This is a genomic window from Pseudidiomarina marina, from assembly GCF_044807045.1.
Lineage (GTDB): Bacteria > Pseudomonadota > Gammaproteobacteria > Enterobacterales > Alteromonadaceae > Pseudidiomarina > Pseudidiomarina marina.
On record NZ_CP085233.1, the window covers coordinates 1,773,453 to 1,799,105 of the forward strand.

25 protein-coding genes are annotated in these 25,653 nt (G+C 46.2%); 8 read left to right on the forward strand and 17 right to left on the reverse strand.

Annotated features, from left to right (window positions below; genetic code table 11):
• The 9 genes from LG272_RS08360 to pspA form a co-directional block, all read right to left on the reverse strand.
• Positions 1–1,146: a homogentisate 1,2-dioxygenase gene (locus LG272_RS08360; protein WP_404407928.1), complete on the reverse strand. Its 1,146-nt coding sequence runs from the start codon at positions 1,144–1,146 to the stop codon at positions 1–3.
• Positions 1,139–2,203, reverse strand: a complete 1,065-nt coding sequence (gene hppD, locus LG272_RS08365; protein WP_404407930.1) for a 4-hydroxyphenylpyruvate dioxygenase — start codon at positions 2,201–2,203, stop codon at positions 1,139–1,141. The genes LG272_RS08360 and hppD overlap by 8 nt, the downstream gene beginning before the upstream one ends.
• Positions 2,204–2,586: 383 nt before the next feature.
• The gene (gene tyrR, locus LG272_RS08370) at positions 2,587–4,137 is read right to left on the reverse strand and encodes a transcriptional regulator TyrR (RefSeq protein WP_126758889.1); all 1,551 of its coding nucleotides are present in this window, start codon (positions 4,135–4,137) and stop codon (positions 2,587–2,589) included.
• Positions 4,138–4,250: 113 nt separating this feature from the next.
• Positions 4,251–4,595, reverse strand: coding sequence for a 4a-hydroxytetrahydrobiopterin dehydratase (locus tag LG272_RS08375; RefSeq protein ID WP_126758890.1), 345 nt, complete (start codon positions 4,593–4,595; stop codon positions 4,251–4,253).
• 40 nt (positions 4,596–4,635) lie between these two features.
• Positions 4,636–5,439, reverse strand: a complete 804-nt coding sequence (gene phhA, locus LG272_RS08380; protein WP_404407933.1) for a phenylalanine 4-monooxygenase — start codon at positions 5,437–5,439, stop codon at positions 4,636–4,638.
• Positions 5,432–6,673, reverse strand: a complete 1,242-nt coding sequence (locus tag LG272_RS08385) for a PLP-dependent aspartate aminotransferase family protein (protein WP_126758892.1) — start codon at positions 6,671–6,673, stop codon at positions 5,432–5,434. The genes phhA and LG272_RS08385 overlap by 8 nt, the downstream gene beginning before the upstream one ends.
• A gap of 196 nt (positions 6,674–6,869) precedes the next feature.
• On the reverse strand, positions 6,870–7,265 hold the full coding sequence (gene pspC, locus LG272_RS08390; protein WP_126758893.1) for an envelope stress response membrane protein PspC: 396 nt from the start codon (positions 7,263–7,265) through the stop codon (positions 6,870–6,872).
• Positions 7,262–7,498, reverse strand: coding sequence for an envelope stress response membrane protein PspB (gene pspB, locus LG272_RS08395; protein WP_092855145.1), 237 nt, complete (start codon positions 7,496–7,498; stop codon positions 7,262–7,264). The genes pspC and pspB overlap by 4 nt, the downstream gene beginning before the upstream one ends.
• 82 nt (positions 7,499–7,580) lie before the next feature.
• Entirely contained in the window at positions 7,581–8,258 is a 678-nt protein-coding gene (gene pspA, locus LG272_RS08400) for a phage shock protein PspA (RefSeq protein WP_126758894.1), read from the reverse strand.
• 214 nt (positions 8,259–8,472) lie between these two features.
• On the opposite strand from pspA, the gene pspF reads away from it, so the two are divergent.
• Genes pspF through putP form a run of 7 tightly spaced genes read left to right on the forward strand, consistent with a single transcriptional unit; the run spans position 8,473 to position 16,415 of the window.
• Positions 8,473–9,573 carry a phage shock protein operon transcriptional activator gene (gene pspF, locus LG272_RS08405; protein ID WP_126758895.1) on the forward strand — a complete coding sequence of 367 codons (1,101 nt, stop codon included), beginning with the start codon at positions 8,473–8,475 and terminating at the stop codon, positions 9,571–9,573.
• On the forward strand, positions 9,573–11,195 hold the full coding sequence (locus tag LG272_RS08410; RefSeq protein ID WP_126758896.1) for an ABC transporter substrate-binding protein: 1,623 nt from the start codon (positions 9,573–9,575) through the stop codon (positions 11,193–11,195). Before pspF ends, LG272_RS08410 begins: the two co-directional genes overlap by 1 nt.
• Positions 11,182–12,210: an ABC transporter permease gene (locus LG272_RS08415; protein ID WP_126758897.1), complete on the forward strand. Its 1,029-nt coding sequence runs from the start codon at positions 11,182–11,184 to the stop codon at positions 12,208–12,210. Before LG272_RS08410 ends, LG272_RS08415 begins: the two co-directional genes overlap by 14 nt.
• A complete protein-coding gene (locus tag LG272_RS08420) occupies positions 12,200–13,099 on the forward strand; it encodes an ABC transporter permease subunit (protein WP_126758898.1) in 900 nt (299 codons plus the stop codon). Before LG272_RS08415 ends, LG272_RS08420 begins: the two co-directional genes overlap by 11 nt.
• The gene (locus LG272_RS08425) at positions 13,096–14,094 is read left to right on the forward strand and encodes an oligopeptide/dipeptide ABC transporter ATP-binding protein (protein WP_126758899.1); all 999 of its coding nucleotides are present in this window, start codon (positions 13,096–13,098) and stop codon (positions 14,092–14,094) included. The genes LG272_RS08420 and LG272_RS08425 overlap by 4 nt, the downstream gene beginning before the upstream one ends.
• Positions 14,087–14,887 carry an ATP-binding cassette domain-containing protein gene (locus LG272_RS08430; protein WP_404407938.1) on the forward strand — a complete coding sequence of 267 codons (801 nt, stop codon included), beginning with the start codon at positions 14,087–14,089 and terminating at the stop codon, positions 14,885–14,887. Before LG272_RS08425 ends, LG272_RS08430 begins: the two co-directional genes overlap by 8 nt.
• Before the next feature lie 4 nt (positions 14,888–14,891).
• Positions 14,892–16,415, forward strand: a complete 1,524-nt coding sequence (gene putP, locus LG272_RS08435) for a sodium/proline symporter PutP (RefSeq protein WP_126758901.1) — start codon at positions 14,892–14,894, stop codon at positions 16,413–16,415.
• Positions 16,416–16,532: 117 nt separating this feature from the next.
• Here putP and LG272_RS08440 read toward each other — a convergent pair whose 3' ends face one another.
• Genes LG272_RS08440 through LG272_RS08450 form a run of 3 tightly spaced genes read right to left on the reverse strand, consistent with a single transcriptional unit; the run spans position 16,533 to position 19,205 of the window.
• Entirely contained in the window at positions 16,533–17,570 is a 1,038-nt protein-coding gene (locus LG272_RS08440; RefSeq protein ID WP_126758902.1) for a patatin-like phospholipase family protein, read from the reverse strand.
• Between the two features lie 26 nt (positions 17,571–17,596).
• Positions 17,597–18,664, reverse strand: a complete 1,068-nt coding sequence (gene recA, locus LG272_RS08445; protein ID WP_126758903.1) for a recombinase RecA — start codon at positions 18,662–18,664, stop codon at positions 17,597–17,599.
• A 58-nt stretch (positions 18,665–18,722) separates the two neighbouring features.
• Positions 18,723–19,205, reverse strand: a complete 483-nt coding sequence (locus LG272_RS08450) for a CinA family protein (RefSeq protein WP_126758904.1) — start codon at positions 19,203–19,205, stop codon at positions 18,723–18,725.
• Positions 19,206–19,257: 52 nt separating this feature from the next.
• Here LG272_RS08450 and mutS point away from each other — a divergent pair, with 52 nt between their 5' ends.
• Positions 19,258–21,840 carry a DNA mismatch repair protein MutS gene (mutS, locus tag LG272_RS08455; protein ID WP_404407941.1) on the forward strand — a complete coding sequence of 861 codons (2,583 nt, stop codon included), beginning with the start codon at positions 19,258–19,260 and terminating at the stop codon, positions 21,838–21,840.
• Between the two features lie 42 nt (positions 21,841–21,882).
• Here the strand turns inward: mutS and rpoS are convergent, their stop codons facing one another.
• From rpoS to surE, 5 genes are read right to left on the reverse strand one after another with little or no spacing between them, the layout of a single operon-like run.
• On the reverse strand, positions 21,883–22,851 hold the full coding sequence (rpoS, locus tag LG272_RS08460) for an RNA polymerase sigma factor RpoS (RefSeq protein WP_126758906.1): 969 nt from the start codon (positions 22,849–22,851) through the stop codon (positions 21,883–21,885).
• The gene (locus tag LG272_RS08465) at positions 22,848–23,753 is read right to left on the reverse strand and encodes a peptidoglycan DD-metalloendopeptidase family protein (RefSeq protein ID WP_404407943.1); all 906 of its coding nucleotides are present in this window, start codon (positions 23,751–23,753) and stop codon (positions 22,848–22,850) included. Before LG272_RS08465 ends, rpoS begins: the two co-directional genes overlap by 4 nt.
• Positions 23,689–24,267, reverse strand: a complete 579-nt coding sequence (locus tag LG272_RS08470; protein ID WP_126758908.1) for a YqaA family protein — start codon at positions 24,265–24,267, stop codon at positions 23,689–23,691. Before LG272_RS08470 ends, LG272_RS08465 begins: the two co-directional genes overlap by 65 nt.
• Positions 24,264–24,899: a protein-L-isoaspartate(D-aspartate) O-methyltransferase gene (locus LG272_RS08475; RefSeq protein ID WP_126758909.1), complete on the reverse strand. Its 636-nt coding sequence runs from the start codon at positions 24,897–24,899 to the stop codon at positions 24,264–24,266. The genes LG272_RS08470 and LG272_RS08475 overlap by 4 nt, the downstream gene beginning before the upstream one ends.
• Positions 24,896–25,651 carry a 5'/3'-nucleotidase SurE gene (gene surE / locus LG272_RS08480; protein WP_404407946.1) on the reverse strand — a complete coding sequence of 252 codons (756 nt, stop codon included), beginning with the start codon at positions 25,649–25,651 and terminating at the stop codon, positions 24,896–24,898. Before surE ends, LG272_RS08475 begins: the two co-directional genes overlap by 4 nt.
• Between the last annotated feature and the right edge of the window lie 2 nt (positions 25,652–25,653).

A 25,653-nucleotide genomic window follows, 5' to 3' on the forward strand; every position in this document is an offset into this window, starting at 1 on the left:
TTATGCCTTTTTGTCGTCTTTGGCTTTCCAGCTATTTACGTAATCAGGGTTTTCTACGCTGGCACAAACATCGCCCATTTCAAGTGAATGGCGAGTATCGAGCATGACCGCAACTTCATCGGTAAACTTTTTACGATACTCTAAACCTGCCTGAAATGCCTTCGGATGAGGCCCGTGCGTGAATCCGGCTGGATGGAAGGTTACCATACCTTTATCGATATTATCACGACTGAAGAAGTCACCTTCATGGTAGAACAGCACTTCATCGTAATCATCATTGTTATGATAGAAAGGTACTTTCAATGCGCCTGGATCAGATTCAATTGGCCGTGGTACAAATGTACACACCACAAAGCCATCAGCTACAAATGTTGTATGAGCCGACGGTGGCAAATGATAACGATGACTCATTAATGGCCGAATATCGCGCCAGTTAATCCGCACTGGCGCCAAATCACCGTGCCAGCCAATCGCATCAAGCGGATTAAAAGGATACGTAATCACCGATATCTTGCCATGGCGCTTCACTTGAACTTGCCAGCTCTCTTCGCTGTATTGCGCTTTAAACGCCTCATCGATATCTGGCGTATCAAGACAGGCAGGATCAAAAATCGCATGATTACCAACCAGACCCTTTTCCGGTAACTGATACGCACTATTGGTCGCCTCAATCATCACAATTTGCATCGGCTCTAAAGGTTCAATGCGCCAGGATGTCGAGCGAGGAATCGAGAAATAATCCCCTTTCTCGAGCGTGATGTGACCATAGTCACAAAACAGCTCGCCACGCCCTTCGTGAATAAATAGCAGCTCGTCGCCATCGGCATTACGAACCAAAAAGTCCATGCGCTCATGACAATGCCAAATACGGAATTTACACTGCGCATTATGCAGCAACATTGGCACTTGCCACGGTGATTCGGTGGCGACGTTATCGAGTTTATTAAAGTCGAAGTTACGCGGACGCAACTCGCCTTCCCAATCACTCCAACCCGTTGGAGCATGGCGATGATGAAAGTGCGTTGCGGGACCAAAAAAACCACTACGCCCTACTTCGCGTTCAAAGATCGCTTGCTCCGGAAAATCAGCGTGCGCCTGCTTCGAGGCCACGCCAACTTGTTTCGGAAAGCTAATCCATTTACGCATCGCTTAATACTCCACGACGAATTTGATCTTCTTCGATGGATTCAAACAACGCTTTGAAGTTACCTTCACCAAAACCTTCGTTGCCTTTGCGCTGAATAATTTCGAAGAATACTGGGCCAATCACGGTTTTGGTGAAAATTTGGAGCAAAATACCGTCTTTCATCGGCGCACCATCTATCAAAATCTGCAATTCACGTAATTCATCGACATTTTCTTCGTGGCCTTCAACACGCTCATCGATTTTCGCGTAGTAAGTGTCCGGTGTTGGCATGAAGTCCATCCCAATCGCTCGCAAATCTCGCACGGTCTTGTAAATATTATCGGATGTTAAAGCAATGTGCTGAATGCCTTCACCGTTGTATTCACGCAAATATTCTTCAATTTGCGATTTATCATCGTGTGACTCATTAATTGGAATACGAATCTTACCGCATGGTGCAGTCATCGCACGGCTCAACAAGCCGGTCAGTTTACCTTCAATATCGAAATAACGGATTTCGCGGAAGTTTCCGATTCGCTCATAAAAACCAGCCCAAGTATCCATATTGCCGCGGAATACGTTATGAGTTAAGTGATCAACTTCATACAATCCAGCAGCGTGATCTTTCATCTTCGCTTCCCAGTTGTCATAGAAGTTAAAGTCATTGGTGTAGATATCTTTATCAACGAAATACAATACACTCTCGCCGATACCATACACTGCAGGAAACTCTTCTTCACCTGCGGCGGTGTGACGCTGGAACGGCTTCGCGCCATTGGCAACAGCATGGTCAAATGCATGTTTTGCATCTTTAACACGCCACGCCATACCGCAAACGCTTGGGCCGTGAGCTTTCGCGAACTCTTCAGCTTGCCCGCCGGTTTCAGCGTTCACAATGAAATTAATGTCGTTCTGCTTGTACAACCAAACGTCTTTCGTTTTATGCTTCGCCACTTCAGTAAAACCAAGCTTGGTGAATAAATCTTTTAATGCCGCAATGCCATTTGCATCTGGCGCAGAGTATTCAACGAATTCAAAACCGTCAGTTTGTAATGGGTTGTAGTTAATATCAGTCATAGTGTCCTCGTTATTCGAAAATAGTGCGTTCTCTTCTGGTTTAAATGACGCACAAAAAAGAATGAATCGATACTACTATGCGCACAGACGTGGTGAATCGCCAGCCCAGCACTGTGATCAAGTGGCTGCGCAGAAAAACAGCAAGATGTAAACATATTGATACAGATCAAGAAAGGCTGGCATGTAGGGGTTAAGCTGTCATGATTTCATTACAGAAGCCAAAAGCACTGTAAAGAAAAAGCTACAACAGCAACTCCGATATTAGTTATTGGATATTAGATATTAGCAAAAATCCGAAAACCCAAGGCTCGAATCTTCGTCTATCCCCTCGAATATCTAATATCCAATATCTAATATCTAATATCCAATATCGTATTTGGTTTTCAGCGTTTGCGGGTTTTGCCGATACCGTAGTCGCGCAGCTTATTCGCTACGGCCGTATGCGACAACCCCAACTTCTTCGCCAACTGCCTCGTACTCGGATAACTCGGATATAACCGTCGAAGAATCGTCGCCTCAAATTTCTTTACGGCTTCGTCCAAGCTACCCTCTTCGAGATCGACTGCCACATTCTCCTGCAGGCTGTCTGCACCGGGAAGATGTATATCACTGATATCGAGGGTATCGCCTTCTGACATCGAAATAGAACGGAACAACACGTTTTCGAGTTGACGCACGTTACCCGGCCATTGATACCGTTGCAACGCCTCACGCGCGGCGCGGGTAACCATCACTAAACTTCGCCCTAAGCGCTGACAAGCTTGCACGGTAAAATGGTCGGTTAGCAGGCTGATGTCCGATTTGCGCTCACGCAACGATGGCACTTGAAGCGTTAATACATTGAGGCGATAGAATAGGTCTTCACGAAATGTGCCCGCTTCAACGCGTTCAATCAGATCGTCTTGCGCTGAACAGATAATCCGTACATCGACAGTCACCTCTTGCTCTTCACCGATTCGACGGAAGCGTCCATCTTGGATAAAACGCAATAACTTGGCTTGCAAACCATTCGACATCTCACCAACAGCGTCAAGTAGCACGGTACCGCCGTTTGCTTGTTCAAAAATCCCCTTTTTCGCTTCAGTATACGGTCCTAAACTACCTTTGCCGTGACCAAATAATTCACTCTCGGCGACGTTATCGGGTAAAGCAGCACAATTGATGGCTAAAAATGGCTTATCCGCACGATGACTCGCTTGATGACAGGCTCGGGCAAGTAACTCTTTGCCGACACCAGTTTCACCTTGAATTAACAACGGTACGTTCAATTCAGCCATACGCGCCGCTTCTTTAATTAAGCGCTTCATGCTTGTGTGTTCGCCCAGAATTTGCCTGAACACATCATGATTACCACCACGTTGCCATTGCTCAACCAAGGGTTGTGGTTTGCAGGTAATCACCGCGCCAGCAAAACTGTTCTTACCGGCATCATCGGCAACCCAAATGGGTAGCAGATCGGCAAAGTACTTTGAGCCACCAGCACTTATCTGCTGAACGGTTGGTTCTGTCGGCTGTTTCTCAAGCCAACGCTGTACTGCAAAACCGCTCAACCACTGGCCGATGAGCGTCCCGACAAGCTCAGTACGATTGTCACTCAGCACTTGTTGCGCTGCATCGTTAGCAATATCGATCATGCCGCGGCTATCAACCGATAGGATGGGATCTGGAAGCTTACTAAGTAGCAGTTTAAATTCGAAATGTTCGCGCTCAGAAGGCATAATCGCGATGGTTTTAACGTCCTTCACGTTCGGAATGCGTCGAATTTCCGGCATCAGATGCTGAAAGTCTTTAAATTCCAATTCGGGAAAGTTAAGGAAGATTTTGCCCTTCGGATCGACTTCAATACCACGCAAATCTATTTCGTGGTCACGCAATATTTGTAGCACGTCCTGAGCAATACCCAGACGATCATCGCAGGTTATTTCCAAACGCATAAATAGCAGCTTTGTTAGTCTATCTGTAAAGCAAAGTATACACAAAAAAGCCCTCGGGATAACCATCCTCAAGGGCTTTTTTAAGTCGTCCGAGCAGTTCTAAGTGTCGTTATTTATTGGTCGTTTAAAACTGCGTCTGTACGTGCGGCCATGATAAAGTCATTCTTATGCAGACCATTGATAGCGTGCGTCCACCACGTGACAGTCACTTTACCCCACTCGGTAACCAGTGTTGGGTGATGGAATTCAGCTTCAGCAATTTCACCCACTTTATTCGTGAATGCTAGCGCTTGTTTAAAGTTCTTGAATTTGAATTCGCGTTCAAGTTGCATCACTCCGTCACGAACTACTGGTGTCCAATCTGGAATCTCACGAATCAGTTCAGCCAATTCAGCGTCACTTACTTTAGGTGCATTGGCATTACAAGCTTCGCAGGTTTGTTGTTTTAGTTCTGACATTCGTTCCTCGATTTACTTCTATTAGTGTCTAACAATAAGTTTACGCAGCGTCGGTTTTCGGTTTTGGCGGAAACTTCGGTTCAAATAACCCCAATTCCATCGCTTCACGTACCAACGCCATAATATCCAAATCGGCAATTTCAAATAACCGATCTGTACTTTCAATGGTGTAGTAAATTGGCTGCATGATATCGATACGATACGGCGTCCGTAATGCATCCAATGGGACTAGCGGCTTACGCTCTGGCTTGTCACTCGAAATAGCATATTCGGTTTCACCAGGTGACGATAAAATACCGCCGCCATAAATACGCAAGCCGTCTTTCGTTTGTAACAAACCAAACTCAACGGTGAACCAATAAAGACGTGCCAAATAAACCCGTTCTTTCGGCGTCGCATTCAAGCCTAATTTACCGTATTGATGGGTAAAGTGCGCAAAAGCTGGATTCGTTAACAACGGACAGTGTCCGAAAATCTCGTGAAAGATATCGGGCTCTTGCAAGTAATCAAATTCTTCGCGGGTACGAATAAACGTCGCAACTGGGAATTGTTTATTCGCCAATAAGCGGAAAAACTCATCAAATGGAATCAATGCTGGTACTTGCGCAACCTGCCAACCTGTTGTCTCTTGTAACACTTCATTAATTTCATGAAGTTGCGGAATTCTATCATGTGGCAAATTCAATAAATCTAGGCCATGCATGTATTCATCGCAGGCTTTACCTGGAATATGCTTGAGTTGGCGCTCCACAAGGTCGTGCCAAACCGCATTCTCTTCATCACTCCACGCAATAATACCGTTTTCGTCCGGCTGTCGTGAAACATAGTTGCTTTGTTTACCCATAGCGTACTTGTTCCCCTGTTGTTGTCATTTGGCTGTTGGCACAAGCAGCAAACGCTTGTTCCAAATCAGCAATAATATCTTCGACGGCCTCAAGCCCAACTGAAATTCGAATCAGCGTATCACTGATTCCTGCGGCTGCTCGTGCCTCTGGTGTATAGGGTGAGTGCGTCATCGAAGCTGGATGCTGAATTAACGTTTCGGCATCCCCTAAGCTTACCGCTATTGTAATTAACTGTAAGCTATCTAATAACTGGCGCGCAGTGTTGATATCACCATGTAATTCAAAGGCAATCACTGCACCAGCGCCATGCATCTGGGTACCCATCAATGCTTGCGCCGGATGATCAGCAAAGCCTGGGAAATACATGGTTTTAACCAGATCTTTCGCGCGCAAATACTCAGCTACTTTGACCGCATTAGCACAATGACGTTCCATACGTACGTCGAGCGTCTTTAGACCACGCAGAATTAACCAAGCATCGTGTGGGCTCATGGTAGCGCCCATATCTTTCAGCGTGGTTAATTTAATGAGCTCAATATCTTCTTCGCTACCACACACAATACCGGCAACCACGTCGCCGTGACCATTCAAATATTTGGTCGCACTATGAAGTACGAGATCGGCACCTTGCTTGCGTGGTTGCTGCAATAAGGGCGTCATAAACGTATTATCAACAACCAAGCGCGCATTCACTTCGTGAGCAATATCGGCAATCGCTTGAATATCTATCACTTTCAAATGCGGGTTAACTGGCGATTCAAGGAATACCAATTTCGTATTTGGACGTATCGCAGCACGAGTTTTCGCTAGATCCGCCATGTCGACAAAGTCGACAGCGATACCAAACTTCGTGAACAAATGAGAGAACAACGCAAAACTACAGCCATAAATTGCGTCTGATACTAAAACGTGATCGCCCTGCTCAACAAATGCCAGCATACTGGCCGACACCGCGCCCATCCCCGTGGCGGCAGCGGCGGCAGCAGGAAACCCTTCAAGCGCCGCAACACGTTCTTCTAGCTCGGTTACTGTTGGGTTGCCCAAGCGACTATAAATATAACCTTCTTCTTCGCCAGCGAAACGAGCTGACCCTTGCGCCGTGTTCGTGAATGAAAACGTCGCAGTTTGATACAGTGGTGCAACCAATGCGCCATGTTCATCACGACGTTTACCGCCATGAATCGTCACTGTCGCTGGCTGCCATTGCGATTTATCTTTATTGTTGGTGCGCATTGGCAGAATATCTCCTCGTTGTTGCGCATCAGATTGCATTCAGGCCGATCTGAACGCAACAGCTAACTTTGATGTTGATCATGTTTTGCTGTAACGGAAATTTGCCACTTGCATAAAAAACCCCGCTGTCGGAAGAACCGAACAACGGGGTATTCACGGTGTATTCGTGCGCTGTGTTGCTAACGAAATCGTATCGTTACAGTCTGTCGAGTTCGCGATCAATTTTATAAGCGTTTGACGTGATGTACCGCTCAATGCGTTGTAAAGACTGCTCTAACTCATTGAATTCTTGGTTAATCTCACGAAACGCTCGCTGTGGTGGTTCACCAGCCTGCCAGACTTTGGTTTTAACGCCAAGATGATGTGATGGCTGGTCGGCTGGATTCGACTTTTTTTCGTCAAGAATGAACCACATCGCAATATAAATGACGGCTACAAAGCTTGAACTGAAAATAAGTGCTGTAACGGCAATAATACGTACCAACCACACTTCAATATTAAAATATTCAGCTATACCTGCGCATACCCCGGCAATTTTGCCTTTGGCTTTATCGCGCATTAGTGTTCTGCGTTGACAATTATCCTGGTTCATACGCGGTCTCTCCATTTTGGTGACTCCGCATCAAGAATTGACTCTAGGGTTTTAATTCGATCACGCATGCGTTCCGCTTGATGCGCTAGCTCTTGTAGTTGCAGCAATTCGTCTTGGCTTAAGCCCTGACCAATTTTACGCTGACTACGGTAGTGCATGATGATCCAAATTGGCGCCACAAAAATCATAAACAAAATAATCGGTGCGCCAATGAGTGGGGCTATAATATCCATGTGCTTCTCATCTCTCGTCGTTCAAAAAGTTCGGGTGCCTAGCGCGACACCCGCTATCATGGTTTGGTAAACGTTCCGCTAATTAAGCTTTTTTATCAGTCTTATCTTTCTTAACGCGGGCTTTTAAAGCCTCAAGCTCGTCGGTAATCTTGTCATCAGTTTCTAATTGCGCAAATTCATCACGCAATGTCTTCTTGCCAAGATCGTAAGCTTCAACTTGCGACTCTAAGTCATCAATTTTTGATTCAAATCGCTCAAAGCGCAACATCGCGTCGTCGATTTTGCCACTATCAATGCGTTTTTTAACTTCTAAACGGCTGCTAACCGCGCGTTGACGCATGATAATAGTTTTCTGACGAGCTTTGGCATCAGCCAATTTCTCTTGCAGTTGTCCCACTTCTTCACCTAACCGGTTCAAGTGTTCGTCAATGCGAGTGATGTCAGCTTGTAAACTTTCTGCATCAGCTGTTGCTTTTTGTTTCTCAACAAGAGCAAGCCGTGCTAAGTCTTCGCGATCTTTACTCAGAGCAAGTTCAGCTTTCGCATCCCACTCCGCAACTTCTTTTTCAAAACGCGCTAGTTGACGTTCAGTGTCTTTCTTCTCAGCAATCAAGCGAGCTGATGTTGAACGAACCTCAACTAATGTGTCTTCCATTTCTTGGATGATAAGACGAACCATTTTTTCAGGATCTTCAGCCTTATCCAATAAAGCGTTCAGGTTTGAATTTACGATATCTGTAAAACGTGTAAAGATACCCATGTTTGTGTCCTCATAAAGCGTCAATAGAAATTTAATTATTGTTCGCTGAAATATTATGCAGATACCGTGCCAACTTTTATAAATTGCTCTAAACCGTTTAAATTCAATGTTTTTTTCGGATTTAGCAAAAAATGATTTGACGCACTGTGCTTATGAAATACACTAATAATTAGTCAAATTCACCAATAACGATAATAACAGCGTGGTGCTAGCCATGAGTCGCTTCCGCGAAGCTGATAATTTAATCGGACAAGCTAACAGCTTTCTTGCCGTTCTTGAGCAAGTTTCTCAGATTGCCCCTCTTAATAAACCAGTTTTAATTATCGGCGAACGCGGCACGGGTAAAGAGTTAATCGCCGCCCGCTTGCATTTTTTGTCGAAACGCTGGGAACAAAACTACATCAAATTAAACTGCGCAGCGCTTAGTGAAAGCCTTTTGGAAAGTGAGCTATTTGGTCATGAGGCTGGTGCGTTTACCGGCGCTCAAAAACGCCACGAAGGTCGCTTTGAGCGCGCTGACGGCGGTAGCTTGTTTCTTGATGAGCTTGCGAATACATCGGCTTTGGTGCAGGAGAAAATTCTGCGCGTCATCGAGTATGGCGAGTTTGAACGCGTCGGTGGTACAAAAACCGTACGCGTCGACACTCGCTTAATTGCTGCGACCAATGAAGATCTTCCTACCCTAGCTGAAACGGGCAAGTTCCGCGCCGATTTACTCGACCGTCTCGCATTTGATGTCATCACCTTGCCACCACTAAGGGAGCGCCGTGAAGATATTTTGGTACTCGCCGAACACTTCGCCATTCAAATGGCGCGCGAGTTAGAATACGAGCTATTCAGCGGTTTTACCGAGCAGGCTCGTAAAACGTTGCTCGATTATCACTGGCCAGGTAACGTACGTGAGTTAAAGAATGTTGTTGAGCGTTCAGTTTATCGAATTGGCAATGGTCATGTTCCTGTCAGTGAGATTATTATCGACCCCTTTAACAGTCCCTATCGACCGGCGGCAGCGCCCCATCGTGAAAGCAATTCGCAGCCAAAAGCTGAAACGGAAGCGGCTACCGCAGCCACCAACGAACGTACCTCACCCGCACCAGCGCCAAGTGGTACTGAAGCGGTCGGTGTATGTGTTGATTTTGACAACGGCGGTATTGATTTTAAAGAGGTCACCGCTGAATTTGAAATTGAAGTCATTCAACGTGCTCTACAACACGCACAATTTAACCAAAAGAAAACAGCAGAAGTGCTTGGACTCACCTATCATCAATTGCGTGGTTACTTAAAAAAATACGCTTTGCTTGAGGGACAGGGTTAATGTTCAAACAGCTGATGGTAGCGTCAGGCACCTTATTGCTGGCCGCCTGTGGTCCGGTACAAACTGATAGTGAAGTTTATCAAGACGGTTTAGTCTACTGCTCAGAAGGTAATCCAGAGATATTTAATCCTCAGTTAGTAACGTCTGGTACCACCGTTGATGCAACCTCAGCACAACTTTATGATCGGCTACTCGATTACGATGCGAAACAACAACAGTTCGTACCGGCTTTGGCTCGGGGCTGGCAATCTTTTGACGATGGCCGGCGCTATCGATTCAATTTGCGTAAAGACGTTAACTTTCACCATACGGATTGGTTTACACCAACGCGAACCTTTAATGCTGATGATGTGTTATTTAGCTTTCAGCGTTGGTTGAATGAACAACACCCTTATTATCCGGTCAACGGCGGTCGTTATCCATTTTTTCGCTCGAGCGGCTTAATTCGTCTGATTGAACATGTCGAAAAAATTGACGATTACACCGTTGATTTTCATCTCGCACAATCTGACAGTTCGTTTTTAGCGAATGTAGCGACAGACTTTGCAGTTATTCTATCGGAAGAGTACGGGCAACAGCTTATTGCAGCGGGTAACCCGGAGCAAATCGATCGCCTACCGGTTGGCACTGGTCCTTTTGCGTTTGAATTATTTCGCAAAGATTTCGTCATTCGCTACAGTGCTCATAAAGATTATTGGCGCGAACAGCCCGAGATTAAAACACTCGTCTATGTCATAACGCCTAATGCCAATAAACGCATGCTTAAACTGCTAACAGGTGAATGCGACGTTATTCCCTATCCGTTAGTGAACGAATTATCGCAACTCGACCAAGATGCACAAATCGAAGTTGGGAGTTCAGTTAGCCCTAATGTTTCGTTTTGGGCCTTTAATACGAAACAGCCGCCTTTCGATAATGTAATTGTTCGACGGGCATTAGCACATGCCATTAATCGCCCGGCAATTATTCAAACTATCTATAGTGGCAACGCGCGCTTAGCAACCGGCATGTTACCGGAAACCTCTTGGGCATACAGCCCAGTGCAACAAACTTACCCTTATGATCCAGCGAAAGCGCGCGAATTGCTGGCTGAAGCAGGATTCCCGAATGGTTTTAGTATGGACATTTGGGCGATGCCCGTACAACGAGCCTACAACCCAAACGCACAACGTATGGCAGAGCTGATTCAATCCGATTTAGCTCAAGTTGGTGTGCAGGCGAATATCGTAAGTTACGAATGGAACACTTTCCGACAACGGTTGGTTGAAGGTGAACACGATAGTGTTTTAATTGGATGGGTTGCGGATAACGCCGATCCCGATAATTTTTTTAGACCCACCCTCAGTTGCGCAGCGGCCCGCTCTGGCAATAACCGTGCACAATGGTGTAATCCTGAGTTTGATCGGCTGCTCATTGAAGCGATTGCCGAGAGTGATCTGGATCAGCGCAAACACCTTTATCAAGCGATTGAAGATTTTGTTATGCAACAGGCGCCTCTGGTTCCAATAGCAAATTCATTGCGTTTTCAAGCGCATCGTGACGATGTCGAAGGGGTGGAGCTTCCGCCTTATGGTGGCATAAACTTTCGTTATGCGCGGAGGATAAAAGATGCTCCGCTATAGCTTACGCCGTATCGTCCTACTCATCGTCACCTTGTGGCTATTGTCACTACTGATATTCTCTTTGAATTATTGGTATCCAGGCAATGCCGTTACCAATATGACGGGAATTTCCGCCAGTAACCCACTAGCTTATCAAGAGGTTTATGTCGCGCGTGGCTTTGAAGATGGCATCGTGACGCAATATGGCGAATTTATTCGTCATTTATTGCAAGGTGATTGGGGTCTATCATTGGTAACCCAACAACCAGTATTTGCAGAAATAAAGCCGTTATTAGGTGCCACCATTGAGCTTGGTTTACTCGCCATGTTTCTCGCAATGGTATTAGGCATTCCGCTTGGTGTTTATGCTGCCGTACAACAACGCGGGCCAATGGATCGCATTGTAATGGGCGTTAGTTTGAGTGCCTACTCAATTCCGGTGTTCTGGTTAGCTCAGTTGTTTATCCTTCTATTCGCAGTAAAACTGGGCTGGAGCCCTATTTCGGGACAAATTAATCCGCTCTATGCCATTGAAACCCAAACCGGTTCAATTCTTATCGATATTTGGTTAAGTGATTCACAGTTTAAAACAGCGGCATTTTACGACGCCCTAAATCATTTGTGGGTACCGGTCATTGTTCTCGCGATGATGCCACTTACCATGCTGATTCGAATCATGCGCAATGCAGTGCTCGACGTGCTTCAACAAAACTATATAAAAGCGGCGCGTGCGCGTGGATTGAGTGATTCAACCATCATGTTTCGGCATACACTGCCAAATGCGATGCAGCCCGTTGTGCGACAGCTCGGACTGCAATTTAGCGTGTTAATGACCAACATTGTCATCACCGAAGTGATTTTTAACTGGCCGGGGCTCGGTAGTTGGCTGGTGAAAAGTATTTATGAACGCGATTTTCCAGTGATTCAAGCCGGATTGCTTATTCTAGCCTCGCTGATTCTATTGGTGAATCTATTCGTCGATTTATTACACGCTTGGCGATATCCGCAGGTAAGGAAAGAAATCGATGCAGAATAATCGCAGTATCTACTACCAATATCGCGAACCATCGCCATTGCGCTCGCTGTGGCTGCACATGAATACTAATCCATTTGCGGTAGCAGCCTTTTATATATTTAGTTTTATGCTATTAGCGATGATTTTGTCGCCGATTATTGCGCCCTATAGCCCTGACGCTCAGTTTAGCGATGCCATTTCGCAACCCCCCGCTTGGCATGACGATGGTGAAATACGATTTCTCTTTGGAACCGATGATTTGGGTCGTGATTTATTATCGCGTGTGTTATCTGGTGCGGTATATAGTCTCGGCTATCCGCTTATGGCAACTGCAGCCGCCGCCTTTATCGGTATTGCAATTGGTGCTTGGGCGGGGATGAGTCGCGGCGTTCAATCATCCACATTAAATCATCTGCTTGACGTTGTATTATCCATTCCATCGCTGCTGCTGGCGCTTATTATTATCGCTATTCTTGGTCCGGCGCTACACACAGTGATGATTGCCATTACAATCGTTTTAATTCCACAGTTCATTCATAGCGTCCATAACGCATTTTATGAGGAACGCAACAAAGAATATGTTATTGCCTCGAAACTAAACGGTAGCTCACGCTGGTACATTCTAACCCGGGTTATTTTCCCAAATATTACGTCTGTTGTTGTCATGCAGGTGACTTTTGCCTTATCGACAGCCATTCTCGATATTGCTGCGTTAGGCTTTCTTGGTCTAGGCGTGCAAGCCCCAGCACCAGAATGGGGTACCATGCTCGCACGCAGCCTTGATCAGGTATATCTATTACCGTGGACGATGGTACTGCCGGGCCTTGCTTTGTTTTTAACCGTGCTCTCGATAAATGTGCTCGGTGATAGCCTACGCGCAGCAATTCAAGAACGGATACGTGGCTCATGAGCAATATTTTAGATATTCGCAACCTCACCATCGAGCTCGAAACAAGTGCCGGCGTGGTAAAAGTTCTCGACAAGCTCAGTTTGCAACTTGCCGAAGGTGAAATTCATACGCTAGTCGGTGAATCAGGCTCTGGCAAAAGCTTGCTCGCAAAAGCAATAATGGGGTTTATTAATCCACGCTGGAAAATTACTGCCGATAGACTGTGGTGGCGGCATTATGATTTGTTGGCTTTAAATCCCGTGCAGCGCCGACTCGTCACTGGCCGCGATATGGCGATGATTTTTCAGAACCCAGGCAGTTATCTTGATCCGAATACCAAAGTTGGTGAGCAACTGCGAGAGACCATTCCACAAAGCGAACTGAAAGGTATTTATCTGCGCCGCAAAGCGACACGTACAGTTCGCGCAGAACGGCTGCTGCATCGAGTTGGTATTAAAGATACCGCCAAAGTTATGAACAGTTATCCGCAGCAATTGTCCGAGGGTATCGCGCAGAAAGTAAGTATTGCAATGGCGATTGCTCACAATCCCAAGCTACTTATCGCCGATGAACCCACAACGGCAATGGAGCCTAATACTCGCAATCAGATTTATCGGTTACTTGCCAAACTGAGTGCAAGCCAAGGGATGAGTATTTTGATGATTACTCAGGATTTGACGGCCATCATTCCTGAGACGCAACGCATGAGTTTGGTCTATTGTGGTCAATTAATGGAGACAGGACCCACCGAAAAACTCATGAGTGAACCTTTCCATCCGTATACCGATGCCATGTTGAAAATGAGCTTCTTTAACCAAGATGTTGCGCCGAAGACACGATTACCAACTCTAACGGGAGCTATTCCAACATTGCAACACATGCCAATTGGATGTCGCTTGGGTCCTCGATGTCCGAACGCTCGTCGTGCATGTATTCATCAACCGCGCCTTAGTAAAGTGAAACAGCATCAGTTTGCTTGCCACTTCCCGCTAATCGAGATTGTGCATCATGACTGACCTATTGGAGGTTCGTAACCTCAGCAAATATTATAGCTTTAAAAATGGTTGGCTCCGCCCTACCCGAGTCTGTGCGCTTGAACCGATCAATTTTTCAGTCAAACGCGGCGAGACTATCGCCATTATGGGTGAAACGGGCTCAGGTAAGTCAACTCTAGCGAAACTCATCGCTGGTGCTGAAGTTCCCACTTCTGGGGAAATCTATTTAAACGGCGAATTACTCGATCCGAACAATTATCAGCAACGCTGTCGTGAAATCCGAATGATTTTCCAAGATAGTTTCGGTTCACTCAATCCACAGTTAATCATCGGCAAGCAGTTACTTGAACCATTGCGTTTCAATACGGCGTGGACACCAGCCGAACGGCAAGAGCACGTATATGTCACCTTGCAAAAAGTTGGCTTGTTGCCAGATCACTTTGATTTTTATCCGCACATGCTTTCAAGTGGTCAACAACAACGCGTGTGCATTGCGCGAGCAATAATCCTAGAACCTCAAATTATCGTCGCAGACGAGGCATTCGCCTCATTGGATCCATCGATTAGAGCTCAAATTATTAACTTAATACTCGATCTACAAGAAGATATGGGTATTTCTTTCATTTTCGCGTCACATTCGCCGGAGATCGTTCGTCACCTTGCTGACAAGATCTTAATAATGCATCGTGGTAAAATGATTGAGTTTGATTCCACACAGGCGCTACTAACAAATCCGAAAGAGCAGTTGACCAAAATACTGCTGCAATCGGAGCAATTGAATAAAGCGCTTAAACACACAACAACACAGGAGTAAGGCTTTGGAAACAGGTACTCTCGTTTCATTAGCACTCTATTTTATTGCCATGTTAGGTATTGGTTTTTATGCCTACAAGAAATCAACGGATGATGTTTCTGGTTACATGCTTGGGGGAAGAGCTTTAGGGCCAGGTGTTACGGCATTATCAGCAGGCGCATCTGATATGAGCGGCTGGATGCTCATGGGTCTTCCAGGTGCGATTTATGTCTCTGGTGTTTCACAATTATGGATAGCTGTCGGTTTGCTTATTGGCGCCTATTTAAACTATCTCATTGTGGCGCCGCGGCTACGCACTTATACCGAAGTAGCGAACGACTCAATTACTATACCTGATTATTTCGCTAACCGATTCGACGACAAAACTCGCGTGCTTCGCGTATTTTCGTCGGTGGTAATTATTATTTTCTTCACCTTGTACACGTCGGCAAGTTTAGTGGCCGGCGGTAAATTGTTTGCGAGCTCAGCGTTTGGTCTTGATTATAGCTTGGGCTTATGGGTAACAGCTGGTGTCGTCTGCGCATATACACTGTTTGGCGGCTTCTTGGCGGTATCGATGACCGATTTTGTGCAAGGCTGCATCATGTTTGTAGCGCTTGTATTAGTTCCGGTAGTCGCCATCTTCGATTTAGGTGGCATCGGTCAAGTGACCAGCACGGTAGAATCTATTAACCCGGATTTTCTTAAGTTCTTCCGAGATGGCTCTATCGCCGATCCAATGCTCAATCAATTATCCATTCTAGGCATTATTTCATTGCTCGCTTGGGGGCTTGGATATTTTGGTCAGCCACATATTATTGTCCGTTTTATGGCCATTCGTTCGGTAAAAGATATCCCGACAGCTCGTCGTATCGGTATCAGCTGGATGTTTGTTTCAATTATCGGTGCGATGGTAACCGGCTTTGTTGGCATCGCTTATGTTGCGGAAACCAAAATGCAGCTTAATGATGCTGAGACTATTTTCATCATTTTCTCGCAGTTTCTATTCCATCCCCTCATTTCTGGTTTCCTATTGGCAGCTATTTTAGCGGCAATTATGAGTACAATTTCGTCACAGCTATTGGTGACATCAAGCTCACTAACCGAAGATTTTTACAAAGCGTTCTTGCGTCGTGATGCGAGCGATCGAGAACTTGTCACTGTCGGACGAATTTCGGTGCTGTTAGTATCTTTAGTAGCTATTGCGCTGGCATGGGATCCGAATAATACAATTCTAGGCCTCGTTGCTAACGCTTGGGCTGGTTTCGGAGCTGCATTCGGCCCAGTAATCATTCTGAGTCTATTCTGGAAGCGTATGAACCGTCATGGCGCATTAGCTGGCATGGTATCAGGCGCAGCAACAGTGCTCTTCTGGATTTATGCGCCTGTACTTGCAGATGGCGCAACATTGAGCAGTATCGTTTATGAAATTATTCCAGGCTTTATTGTTTGTACTTTAGCAGTCATCGTTGTCAGTAACTTGACCGCTGATCCAGCTAAAGAGTTACAAGATACCTTCGAAGAAATGGAAAAAGTGATTCACTCTTAACTACAAGAGCGATATTAGCACTTAGATATTGGATATTAGCTAAAGAGCAAAAACAAAAGGCGCCGCAAGGCGCCTTTTTTCTGTCTAATATCTAAGTGCTAATATCGTCTTTGCTTTTTACACGCCGCGACGTTCGGAGAAGAGCTGAAGTTCGGACAAAATAAAATCTTTCATCCGCATCGTCGTTTCATATCCCACATCAATCGCTTCATTACCACGCTCAAACTCCATCAAACTAATGTGACCAAGTTTCGGTTGAATTAAAATATCTGGCGGATCGCCAGCCAATCGAGCTTTCGTGATACGTTCTTGCATAATATCAATCGAGCCAGCCATCACACCTAACATGCCTGGGGCCTTATAAGATTGACCATTAAACTTATCTTTCATCGAATCCCAATATTGCTGACTGGTCGACAAAAAACTCTTGAAAAAACCTTGCTCCGCATCCTCGCTTGGATGCACGCCATCCTCGGAAGCTTCCGTTGTGGTTGGCGTGTTGTGGCCATGTACATCCGCCTGCGGTTCACTCTGATTCTTACGCAAATTTTCATGACCAGGAGCCACATATTTATTCCGCGCTTCAATCGCTGTTGTTGTCAGCTGCGAGTTCAGATTCACTGCAATCACAAAGTCGGAACCGAGAGCTCGGCATAACGATACAGGAACCGGATTGACGAGGCCGCCATCAACGAGCCAACGACCTTTAACACCGGTCGGCGCTAATAACCCTGGCATTGAGCAAGATGCTCGAGAAGCATCATAAACATCACCTTTTCGAAGCCATATCTCGCGCCCAGTAAATAAATCAGTCGCGACAGCCCCATAGGTAATCGGCATATCTTCAATATTAATTGCACCAAACAAGTCGCGGGCGTGACTAAAAACCTTCTCGCCTTGAATGATGCCACCATGACTTAACCCAAAGTCGAGTAAATTGAAAACTTCCCAACGTCCCATATCGCGAACCCACTCCTCGAGTTCGTTAAGACGCCCAGAAGCAAAACCGGCTCCCACGAGGGAGCCGATTGAAGTGCCTGCAACCATGTTAATTTCAATGCCCATATCTTTTAGGGCCTTAATCACACCAATGTGTGACCATCCGCGGGCAGCGCCGGAACCCAGCGCTAATGCGACTTGAACATACTGACTCATGGTAACATTGTCCTAAAAAATGAGAGTTAGATAAGATCGTCATCCATCATAACATCATCTTTTGCTTCAGCAACTTCCGCTACGGCAGACTTACTACCTTTAACAGGTTTTGCTAATAGCTGTTCGCGAATCTGTTGCTCAATATCCGCAGCAACCGCAGGGTTATCGAGCATAAATTTCATCGCATTTGCTTTGCCTTGGCCAATCTTATCGCCTTTGTAGCTATACCACGCACCCGCTTTATCAATAATCTTTTGCTTCACACCAAGATCAATCAACTCGCCTTCTTTCGAAATACCGGCGCCATACATGATTTGGAATTCAGCTTGTTTGAACGGTGGTGCAACTTTGTTTTTCACCACCTTCACACGGGTTTCGTTACCAACAACTTCATCGCCTTCTTTTACCGCACCAGTGCGACGAATATCGAGACGTACCGATGAGTAGAATTTCAGCGCGTTACCGCCAGTTGTGGTTTCTGGATTACCAAACATCACACCAATTTTCATTCGAATTTGGTTGATAAAAATACACATGCTGTTTGATTTCTTAATATTCGCAGTCAATTTACGTAAAGCTTGCGACATCAAGCGTGCTTGTAGCCCCACATGGCTATCACCCATTTCGCCTTCAATTTCAGCTCTTGGCGTTAGTGCCGCAACCGAGTCAACCACAACGACATCAACGGCGCCTGAACGCACCAACATGTCACAGATTTCTAGTGCTTGTTCACCAGTATCTGGCTGTGAAACAAGTAACTCATCAACATTGACACCTAGCTTTTCGGCGTAGATAGGATCAAGGGCATGTTCCGCATCAACAAACGCACAAGTTTTTCCTTTCTTCTGCGCTTCTGCAATGACTTGTAAGGTGAGCGTTGTTTTACCACTTGATTCAGGTCCATAAATCTCAACCACACGGCCAAATGGAAGCCCGCCAATACCAAGTGCGATATCCAGTGTTAATGAACCAGTTGAAACTGACTCGATGTCCATTGCTTGGTTATCACCCAAGCGCATAATTGAACCTTTACCAAATTGACGTTCAATTTGCCCTAGCGCGGCGTCGAGTGCTTTTTGTTTATCGTTGCTCATGTTAATGTCCGTTCTGTTGGTCATGTTGTAACTAAGTGTACTGTAAATTTATACAGTATCAAGTAATTTTTTCAAAACTTCGCAAAGCCTCGTCAATTGTCGCCTTGCGAACTTGCGTTCGACTCCCTGCAAACACTTTATGCCAAGTTATACAGTGGTTTTCCCAAGCTAATCCAAACCATACCAAACCAACTGGCTTTTCCGGTGTGCCTCCATCAGGACCGGCGATTCCGGTCACCGCAATGGCCACATCACCGCCGCTATTCGCTAATGCACCGGAGGCCATGGCTGCCGCCGTCTCACTCGAAACAGCACCATAGCGCGCCAAAGTGACATTAGGAACATTCAATAACTCATGTTTGAGCGTATTGGTGTATGTGATAAAACCACCGGCAAACCACGCTGAGCTGCCAGGAATCGAACTAATAGCATAACCAATTCCACCACCAGTGCAGGATTCCGCAGTGACAATTTGCCATTGACGTTGTTGTAACCACTTACCTAAATCTACTGCTAAATCGTGACGTGTTTGTGATACCATTTGACTATTCCCTTATACGCGGTATATCGACTCTATACGGATAATAACAGGCATGTCGAACGCACAAAATAACTCGCAAAAAAATTCAGCACATACGCCCATGATGCAGCAATATCTGCGGATTAAAGCAGAACATGCTGATACCCTATTATTCTATCGCATGGGTGATTTTTACGAACTTTTCTATGATGACGCAAAACGCGCTGCTGAGTTACTTGATATTTCACTAACCGCTAGAGGAAGCAGTAACGGCAACCCCATTCCAATGGCTGGCGTGCCTTATCATGCAGCTGAAAACTATTTAGCACGTTTACTCGAACTTGGTGAATCGGTCGCTATTTGTGAGCAAATTGGCGACCCCGCAACCAGCAAAGGTCCCGTTGAACGCCAAGTCGTTCGGATTCTTACCCCCGGCACACTGACTGATGAAGCTTTGCTTCCCGCCGCACAAGAAAATTTACTGGTTGCCGTGAATCCCGGCGATAACTTCGGCATTGCTTGCCTTGATATGGCAAGTGGTCGTTTTACGGTACTTGAGGCCAATAGTCGTGAGCAACTTCGTGCCGAACTCGAACGTTTACAACCAGCTGAAGTGTTATACCCAGAAACTTGGCAATTTAGCGACAAAGAATTGAATTGCAGCTGTTGTCGCCGTCGCCCCGAATGGGAATTCGATTTTGCCAGTTCTGAGCAGCTACTCTTGCGCCAATTTCAGGTAGCGCACCTTGATGGATTCGGTATTAGTCACCTACGCACTGCCGTTGGCGCAGCCGGTGCTATCTTAACCTATGTCAAAGCGACGCAGCGCGCGGCATTACCTCATATTACATCGATTATCGCGGAACGCTACGACGAAGCCATCATGCTCGATGCCGCAACACGTCGAAATTTAGAACTGGTGCGCTCGCTAAGCGGACAGAAAACCGCTTTGTTTGATGTACTGGATAGCACCAGTACCGCCATGGGAAGCCGCTTGCTACAACGTTGGCTACAACGCCCTTTACGCCAACATCAGCAACTCAACAGTCGTTACGATGCGGTTGGTGCTCTCCAACAAATTGATTTTCATGAACTTCACCAACAGTTACGCCAAGTCGGCGATGTTGAACGTATTTTGACCCGTATCGGCTTACGCAGTGCACGCCCTCGTGATCTCGCTCGATTACGCGTTGCACTGCAGACCTTGCCCAGTATTCAAAACTTAATTCAACATCCTAATCTGGCTCCATGGCAGCAAGCTATCTCTACGTTTCCTGAACTTGCTGATTTACTTGAACAAGCGATTGTCGAGCAACCGCCCATGCTCATTCGTGATGGCGGCGTTATTCGTGACGGTTTTGACGAAGAGCTTGATGAACAGCGCCAGTTAGCCGCGGGCGCAACCGATTTTCTTCAGCAAATTGAGGCACGAGAGCGACAGCGCACTGGTATCATGACGTTAAAAATCGGCTACAACAAAGTTCACGGTTACTATTTAGAGGCGAGTCGTGCCGCGAGCGCACAAATTCCGGCCGACTACCAACGTCGCCAAACATTAAAAAATGCTGAACGCTATATAATTCCCGAGTTAAAAACCTACGAAGATAAGGTACTTCAAAGCCAAAGCCGTGCGCTTACTCGTGAAAAATGGCTATACGACAGTCTCATTGAACAATTAGCCGAACATCTACAACCATTGCAACGTACCGCTTTGGCATTAGCTGAAATCGACGTGCTTCGCAGTTTTGCTGAACAGGCAATTACCTATCAATATCAGCGTCCGGAACTGGTTGAACAAGTTCAAATTGAGCTCAGCGATGCGCGGCATCCAGTGATTGAACGGTTACAGCAAGAACCGTTTATTGCGAATGATGTTAGTCTAACACCGCAACAACGATTACTTCTGATTACCGGCCCGAATATGGGTGGTAAATCAACGTATATGCGGCAAACTGCGTTACTTGCGATTATGGCGCATTGCGGTAGTTATGTCCCTGCAAGAAAAGCGGTATTTGGCCCTATCGATCGAATTTTTACGCGTATAGGCGCTTCCGATGATCTCGCTTCGGGGCGTTCAACGTTTATGGTCGAAATGACTGAAGCAGCAAATATTTTGCACAATGCTTCTGACAAAAGCTTAGTACTTATGGATGAAATAGGTCGTGGTACATCAACCTATGACGGACTTGCTTTAGCGTGGGCCTGTGCCGAAGCATTGTTAGATAAAAACCGTGCCTTAACGTTATTTGCGACACACTATTTTGAATTAACACAAACCATCGGTCAGCATGCGGGGGCGCTCAATGTTCATGTTGAAGCGACAGAACATGGCGACACCATTGCTTTCCAACATAAGGTTAAAACCGGTGCCGCGAGTCGTAGTTTTGGCGTGCAAGTAGCACAACTTGCTGGCTTACCAACCTCCGTGCTACAGCAAGCAAAACAGTATCTACAACAACTTGAAAGTGATCATCACGGTGTTGTCGAAGCGCTGCCAGCTCAGGCATCTGCTGCGCCGGCACAGGCTCCGTTATTTGAAGTTCAACCGAGCGCGCTTGAACAAGCGCTTGCTGACTTAGATGTAAATCAATTAACGCCGATTGAGGCGCTAACGTGGTTAGCGCAGTGGCAACAAAAAATGCGCACTAGCGATTAAGCTTGTGCGCATTGAGTTCGTCGATAACAATCGAATTGCAATTTAATCGCGATGAAACAACGAATCTAAGCTCAAGCCTTGTTGCCTAAGCATATCGCGTAAACGTCGTAACGCTTCAACTTGTATTTGCCGCACCCGTTCACGCGTCAGACCAATTTCACGTCCAACATCTTCTAATGTGGCCGGCTCATAACCTAACAAACCAAAACGGCGTGCCAATACTTCACGCTGCTTTTCATTTAAATTTTCCAACCAAGTCATGATGTGATCGCGCACGTCTTCTTCTTGCATATCGCCTTCCGGACCGTAATCGTTATCGTCCGTAAGCATATCGACAAGTGCTTTATCGTTGTCGCTACCGCCCATAGGCGTATCGACAGAGGTAACTCGTTCGTTGAGACGCAACATCCGGCTCACATCGGCTACCGAAACATCGAGTTTTTCAGCAATATCTTCCGCGGTTGGCTCATGATCAAGTGTATGCGCTAATTCCCGAGCCGCTCTTAAGTAACTATTTAGCTCTTTGACGACATGAATAGGCAAGCGAATAGTGCGCGTTTGATTCATAATTGCGCGCTCAATGGTCTGACGAATCCACCAAGTCGCATAAGTAGAAAAACGAAAACCACGTTCAGGATCAAACTTTTCAACCGCACGAATGAGGCCGAGGTTACCCTCTTCAACCAAATCAAGTAGAGCCAATCCACGGTTGGTATATCGACGGGCAATCTTCACAACCAAGCGCAAGTTACTTTCAATCATGCGCGCTCGTGCTTTAGCATCCCCTTTACGGGCTAAACGAGAAAAATGAACTTCTTCTTCGGCACTTAACAGCGGTGAGTAACCTATTTCACTCAAATATAACTGCGTCGCGTCCATTTTCTTTTGGTAATTGACACGATTGGCAAGAATTTCTTCGAATGCCTCATCACTGTCATCGGGCGCAGATTGCTCCATTGACAGCAATTCTTGCTCATCAATTTCGTCTATGTCTTCCTGATCTCGACTCATTGTGTCCCCCGAGGCAAATAGTGCCGTGGATTTACCGACTTTCCGCGAAACCGCACTTGAAAGTGCAGTTTCACACGTTCCGCATCGGTATCGCCCATGGCGGCGATTTCATCGCCTTTGTTGACCCATTGTTGCTCTTTCACTAACAGCTTCTGGTTATGGGCATAGGCCGTAATATAGTCATCGTTATGTTTCAAAATAATTAACTGACCATACCCTTTTAATGCATTGCCTGCATAAACCACTTTCCCCGCGGCTGCGGCATAAACCGGATCGTTGCGATTACCGGCAATATCTAAGCCTTTGCTACCCGTTTCAGCTGTTGAAAACTCTTTCAACACACGCCCGCTGTTAGGCCACTGCCAAACAATATCTTTGCTTGCTGGGAGTGGCGGTTCTGTTTTTTGCGGCGGCAATGGCCGACTCGCTACAGACTGTTGCTTTGTTGTTAACGGCTTGCTTTTATTTTGTTTACTCTGCTGTTCACGATACTCTTTCTTTGGCGTCGACGCAATGGTTTGTGACGTGGTCGCTGGTCTCGTCGGCGTCGTTGTGGAAGCCGTTGCCGTTAACCGCAATTTCTGTCCCGGCACTATCGTATATGGTGCTGGGATGTTATTCCATTGTGCCAATGTTCGCACATCTTCGTTGGCACGAAACGCAATGGAATAAAGTGTATCGCCCTGTTCGACGGTATAGGAGGGAGATGTCAAACTAGCCGGCTCAAAATCGTGAATGGTTTTGCCTTTATATAATCGGGTAACCGGTGCTGGCTCAGTCCGCTGCGCACACCCAGAAAGCACTAGAATCAGCGCTATTGATAACCCAATCAGCTGTTTAACGCGTCCACACATAAGCGATGATGGCGAGTATAACCATCCCCCAACCGATACGGTCAACATAGGTTCGTAATTGTACCGCCATTTTCGGTCCACCTGTTTTCAGTAACCACGCCACTAAAAAAAATCGTAAGCCACGGCTAATCACAGAACCTAACACAAATGGCAGAAACGCCACACTCAGCATGCCGCCAGTTACAGTAAATAGCTTATACGGCAGTGGCGAAAATCCGGCAATGAAAATTATCCAAAAACCGTATTCATGGAACCAACTGGTAACCCGTGCCAATTTTTCTTCGTACCCTGCCCATTCAACCAACGGCAGTACGACAGGATCAAACAAGAAGTACCCTAGCCAATAGCCGGCAATACCACCAAGCACTGATGCGATTGTGGTTATCCAAGCAAACTGCCAAGCACGCTGCGGCTGTGTCATCGCCATTGGTGCTAGCATAACATCCGGTGGAATTGGAAAAATAACCGACTCAGAAAAACTCAACCCAGCAAGAATTGCCGGCGCGCGGCGATGTTGTGACCAACTTAAAACTTTGTCATAGAGCCAACCAAATAGCTTCATGTAGTTGCCCCTGGTACTAACGGTACAAATTTCACTTCACCCAATTCCTTTTGTTCAAATTCGTCGCCAAAACGACGCACGACAATGAGTCGTTGTGTGGTGGTGCCAACTGGAATGACCATCACGCCGCCATCGGTTAGCTGTTGTAGTAACGCCATCGGCATGGAACTCGCAGCTGCAGTGACGATAATGCCATCGAATGGAGCTTTGCTTGCCCACCCCTGCCAACCATCGCCATGGCGCATTGATACGTTGTGTAAATCGAGTTTCTTTAATCTTCGCTTGGCTTGATACTGCAATTCAGCAATTCGTTCCACGGAATAAACATGATTCACTAACTGTGCCAAAATTGCTGTTTGATAGCCACTACCTGTACCAATTTCTAACACTTTTTGACAATCATGTTGCATTAATAATTGCGTCATTGACGCAACCATCAGTGGCTGCGAAATAGTTTGTCCCTGGCCAATTGGCAGCGCTGTATTTTCATAGGCTTTGTGAGCGAGCGATTCGGGCATAAACAAATGCCGGGGCGTGGTTCGAATGACATTTAACACGGCCGTATTAGTAATGCCTTCAGCGCGTAATTTATCCGCTAATTTACGCGCCATACCTTGAAAATTCTGAATCATGTTGTCGTGTTCGTTAACCAGTTAGACAAAGTGTCTTGATGACTCCGCGCCGTCATATCCAAACTTAACGGCGTTATCGAGACATAACCTTCACGCACGGCGTGAAAATCGGTTCCCTCGGCATCGTCTTGATGACCACCAATCGGACCGTACCAAAAGATGTCGCGACCAAAAGGGTCTTTGCTTTGCACCATTGTTTCGGCTCGGTGACGACGCCCCAGACGGGTCACTTTATAACCTTTGAGATCGTCATACCGTACCGCTGGTACATTAATGTTCAAAATGGTGTCCAAGCGCAGGGGTTGTTCTGCCATACGGCTGACAATATCCGCAACAACCTGAGCTGCCGTATCGTAGTACTCATCACTACGTGAACCCATCGAAACCGCAATGGCAGGCAAGCCCATGAAGCGCCCTTCCATTGCCGCGGCAACGGTACCTGAATACAGCACGTCGTCACCCATGTTTGGGCCATCATTAATGCCGGAAACAACCAAATCAACATCATCAGCGAGTGGCGAATTGGTACCGAGGTGGACACAATCAGTCGGTGTCCCGTTCAGTGAATAAAAGCCGTTAGGTAAACGCTGCATCCGAAGCGGATTATGGAGTGTTAACGAATTACTGGCGCCGCTGCAGTTGCGATCTGGTGCAATAACACGAACTTGAGCAATATCTTTTAAACGCATGTAGAGCGCTTCAATCCCGGGTGCATGTACACCATCGTCGTTGCTGACTAACAACTTCATCATGA